Below are 4,117 nucleotides of genomic sequence, written 5' to 3'. Positions count from 1 at the left end.
CAGGCGCAGGCCGAGCCGGTCCGTCCGGCGACGCCGGCCGCCGAGCCCGTGCGTCAGCCGGTCGAGGCGTCGGTCTCGGCGCACCGGTCGCACGAGTCCGAGCAGCGCCCGACGCCGCCGCGCACCGTCACCTTCGACGACGGCGACGACCTGGACGTGCCCGACTTCCTGAAGTAGGCCCAGGCTCACGTGAGCTCCTGAGCGACACCCTCCGAGGGCGACCGGTTCCGACCGGTCGCCCTCGGCGCGTCTACGGTGGAGTCGTGTTCTTCTGGCGCGACGACCTGGGCGGCATCCGCCGTGCGTTCACCGACCGCTTCGGCGGGGTGAGCGAGCCCCCGTATGCCGGCCTCAACCTCGGGGGTCACGTCGGCGACGCCTCGGATGCGGTGCGGGAGAACCGTGCTCGCGTCGCAGGTGAGCTCGGCGTCGAGCCCGGACGGCTCGTCTTCATGGACCAGTGCCACGGCAGCGACGTCGCCGTCGTCACCGAGCGGCCCGCCGGTCCGCTGCCCGTCGACGGCGTCGTCACGGCCGAGGCCGACCTGGCCCTCGCCGTGCTCGTCGCCGACTGCACGCCGGTGCTGCTCTCCGATGTGAACGCCGGAGTCATCGGTGCGGTGCACGCAGGGAGGCCCGGGATGACCAAGGGCGTTGTCGCACAGGCGATCTCGGCGATGCATGACCTCGGTGCCACCGAGGTCGCCGCGGTCGTGGGGCCGAGCGTGTGCGGGCGCTGCTACGAGGTGCCGGCGGAGATGCGCGACGCCGCGGCCGTGGTGAGCCCGGAGGCGAGTGCCATCTCGTGGACCGGGACCCCGGCGATCGACGTCGCCGCCGGCGTCGTCGCCCAGCTGCGGGAGGCCGGTGTTGAGGACCTCACCTGGGTCCCCGGGTGCGCGCGCGAGGACACCTCCCTCTTCTCCTACCGGCGCGACGGCACGACGGGCCGCTTCGCGGGGGTCATCGTCCGGAGGAGCTCGTGACCTCGCGCCGCGACGAGCTGGCGACGCGGCTGGGCGAGGTCCGCGCCCGCATCGACCGCGCCGCCTCGGCCGCCGGCCGCGACACCGGGGACGTGGAGCTCGTCGTCGTGACGAAGTACTTCCCCGCGAGCGACGTCAACCACCTCGTCGACCTGGGGGTCCGCCACATCGGCGAGAACAAGGACCAGGAGGCGGGGGCCAAGGTCGCCGAGATCGCGCGTCGCGACGAGGTCACCGTCCACTTCATCGGCCAGCTCCAGTCCAACAAGGCCGGCCACGTGGCCGCCTATGCCGACGTCGTCCAGTCGGTCGACCGCGCCAAGATCGTCACCGCCCTCGACCGCGGGGCACAGCGCCACGGCCGGCGGCTCGACGTCCTGCTCCAGGTCGCGCTCGACGACGATGAGGGCAGGGGAGGGGCGCGCCCCGGCGACGTGCCCGCCCTCGCCGACCTCGTCGAGGACGCGGAGGCGCTGCGGCTGCGGGGGGTCATGGCCGTCGCGCCGCTCGGCGGTGACCCACGTCGGGCGTTCGCCCGGCTGCGCGAGGTCGCGGACGGCATACGGGCCGGTCACCCGGATGCGACGTGGGTCTCGGCCGGGATGAGCGCCGACCTCGAGGACGCGGTCGCCGAAGGTGCGACACACCTGCGTGTCGGAACGGCAATACTCGGAACTCGTCCGTCACTTGGGTAACTTCTTTTCACGAACAACGGTCACCCCGGCCGCCCATTCGCACTAGGAGTACTCATGGCTGGCGCGCTGCGCAAGACGATGGTCTACCTCGGGCTGGCCGAGGACGAGGGTCGTTACGACGACGAGGCCTACGACGAGTACGACGCGGCGGACGACTACGAGGTCGAGGACGCCCGCGACTCGCGCGAGCGCCAGGCGGAGGTGACGCCCCTGCAGACGCGTCGCAGCGTCGCGCAGGTCGTGCGCACCCCGGAGGCCTCCGGTATCTCGCGGATCACGACGATCCACCCCCGCACCTACAACGAGGCCAAGACGATCGGCGAGAACTTCCGCGAGGGCACTCCGGTCATCATGAACCTGACCGACATGGACGACGCCGACGCCAAGCGTCTGGTCGACTTCGCTGCCGGCCTCGTCTTCGGCCTGCACGGCGCGATCGAGCGCGTCACCGCCAAGGTGTTCCTGCTGTCCCCCTCGACGGTGGAGGTCAACGCCGAGGAGACGGCCGCCGTCCCCGGGCGCACCCTGTTCAACCAGAGCTGACCCCCGGCACATCGCCGTCACAGGACGTTCGCGCAGACTGTCGCCATGAACTCCGTGCGTTCGCTGCTCGCACTCGTCGTGCGGCTCTACCTCCTCGTGGTCTTCGGGCGGCTCATCCTCGACTGGATCCGCGTCTTCGCACGCGAGTGGAGACCGCGCGGGGTCGTGCTCGTCATCGCCGAGGCCGTCTACACCCTGACGGACCCGCCCCTCAACGCGTTGCGCAAGGTCATCCCGCCGGTGCGCCTCGGCGGGGCGTCGGTCGACCTGGGCTTTCTCGTCCTAGTGCTCGGCCTCTACCTCATTCTGGCGATCCTCTAGGCTGGATCGCTGAACCCCTGGTCTTCCCCGGCACAGGGCACCCATGAACCGATCGACACAGAGGAGTTGACATGGCGTTGTCGCCCGAGGACGTCCTCAACAAGACGTTCACGACCACCCAGTTCCGACGCGGCTACGACGAGCGCGAGGTCGACGACTTCCTCGATGACATCGTCGCCGAGATGCGTCGGATGACCAAGGCCGACGACGAGGTGCGCAAGCAGCTCAACGACTGCCGCCAGGGCCGGGGCCTCGAGCCCGTCACCCAGGCGATGCCGGCTCCGATCGTCCCCGACCGCTCGGCCGAGATCGCCAAGCTCGAGGGCCGCAACACCGAGCTCGAGGCGCGTGTGCGCGAGCTCGAGGAGCTCGAGGGCAAGAACCAGCACGCCCAGGGCCAGACCGACGACCTGTCCCGGCGCAACAACGAGCTCGAGGCGCGGGTGCGCGAGCTCGAGGGGAAGCTGGCGGAGTCCGAGCGCGAGCTCGCGGACGTCCGCGGCCGCCACGACGCCCTCGTCGGTGAGCGCGACGCGCTCGTGGGCGAGCGCGACTCGCTGGTCGGTGAGCGCGACGCGCTCGTGGGCGAGCGTGACTCGATCGCCGCCGAGCGCGACCGCCAGCGCGCCGAGTTCGAGGCCGCGTCGGCCAAGAACGAGCAGGAGCGCCAGGCCGTCTACGACAGGGCCAACAGCTCCGCCGACGAGCAGCTCGCCACGCTGCGCGCGCGGGTCGAGGAGGCCGAGCAGGACGCCCAGCGTCGCATCCAGAAGGCCAGGGCCGAAGCCGATCAGGCCGAGTCCGAGGCCCAGGAGCGCGTGGCCAAGGCCGGCGCCCAGGGTCAGGACCCCGAGGGTGGCGGCGACCTCGCCGCACTCGCCGGTGCCGGTGGTGCCGGTGCAGGCTCCGCAGCCGGTGTCCTCGCGCTCGCGCAGCGCCTCCACGACGAGCACGTCTCCGCCGGTGAGACCCGCCGCGACGAGCTCGTGCGTGAGGCCCAGTCCCGTCACGACGAGCTCATCTCGACCGGTGAATCGAAGCACCACGAGTTCGTGAGCACCGGACAGTCCAAGCACGACGAGCTCATCAGCACCGCGCAGGCCCGCCACGACGAGCTCATCAGCAGCGCGCAGTCACAGCACGACGAGCTCGTCTCGACGGCGCAGACGCAGCACGACACGATGCTCGCCGAGGCCAACGCCAAGCGTGAGGAGCTCATCACCGAGGCTCGCGAGCGCTCCACGGGCATGGTGCACGAGGCGCAGCAGCGCAAGGCGGCCATCCTCCAGGAGCTGAGCGAGGAGCGGGCCGTGCTCGAGCGCAAGATCGAGCAGCTCCGAGGCTTCGAGCGCGACTACCGCGGTCGCCTCAAGACCTACATCGAGGGTCAGCTCAAGGAGCTCGACCACACGGTCGTCGACGTCGAGGTCGAGGAAGCCGCCAAGCAGAACCAGTGACGGTGCATCGTCACACGGTGTGAAGGGCGCCCGGTCCGAGTGACCGGGCGCCCTTCGCCGTCCGACCAGCGCGTATGCCGTGCGCGAACGTTGCAGGTCCTCTGGCGTTTTGCGT

The 4,117-nt window shown here is 71.0% G+C and carries 5 protein-coding genes; all 5 read left to right on the top strand.

From position 1 onward, the window contains the following. Nucleotides 1–263 precede the first annotated feature (263 nt). The 5 genes from pgeF to N798_RS15790 all read left to right on the top strand — a co-directional run bounded on the left by pgeF (nucleotide 264) and on the right by N798_RS15790 (nucleotide 4,002). Nucleotides 264–986, top strand: a complete 723-nt coding sequence (gene pgeF, locus N798_RS15810; RefSeq protein WP_035950436.1) for a peptidoglycan editing factor PgeF — start codon at nucleotides 264–266, stop codon at nucleotides 984–986. Beyond that, nucleotides 983–1,681, top strand: a complete 699-nt coding sequence (locus tag N798_RS15805) for a YggS family pyridoxal phosphate-dependent enzyme (RefSeq protein ID WP_035950433.1) — start codon at nucleotides 983–985, stop codon at nucleotides 1,679–1,681. The genes pgeF and N798_RS15805 overlap by 4 nt, the downstream gene beginning before the upstream one ends. Before the next feature lie 54 nt (nucleotides 1,682–1,735). Beyond that, the gene (locus N798_RS15800) at nucleotides 1,736–2,224 is read left to right on the top strand and encodes a cell division protein SepF (RefSeq protein WP_035950430.1); all 489 of its coding nucleotides are present in this window, start codon (nucleotides 1,736–1,738) and stop codon (nucleotides 2,222–2,224) included. A 45-nt stretch (nucleotides 2,225–2,269) separates the two neighbouring features. Next, a complete protein-coding gene (locus N798_RS15795; protein WP_035950426.1) occupies nucleotides 2,270–2,545 on the top strand; it encodes a YggT family protein in 276 nt (91 codons plus the stop codon). Nucleotides 2,546–2,616: 71 nt separating this feature from the next. Beyond that, a complete protein-coding gene (locus tag N798_RS15790) occupies nucleotides 2,617–4,002 on the top strand; it encodes a DivIVA domain-containing protein (RefSeq protein ID WP_035950423.1) in 1,386 nt (461 codons plus the stop codon). Nucleotides 4,003–4,117 lie beyond the last annotated feature (115 nt).

This window comes from Knoellia flava TL1, assembly GCF_000768675.1.
GTDB lineage: Bacteria > Actinomycetota > Actinomycetes > Actinomycetales > Dermatophilaceae > Knoellia > Knoellia flava.
The sequence above is the reverse complement of the archived record's forward strand: the minus strand, read 5'-3'. Positions and strand labels throughout refer to the sequence as shown.

Bases quoted from the DNA above. Each gene is read 5' to 3' on its own strand.
- N798_RS15800 (WP_035950430.1), top strand. From the start codon at position 1,736: ATGGCTGGCGCGCTGCGCAAGACGATGGTCTACCTCGGGCTGGCCGAG.
- N798_RS15795 (WP_035950426.1), top strand. From the start codon at position 2,270: ATGAACTCCGTGCGTTCGCTGCTCGCACTCGTCGTGCGGCTCTACCTC.
- N798_RS15790 (WP_035950423.1), top strand. From the start codon at position 2,617: ATGGCGTTGTCGCCCGAGGACGTCCTCAACAAGACGTTCACGACCACC.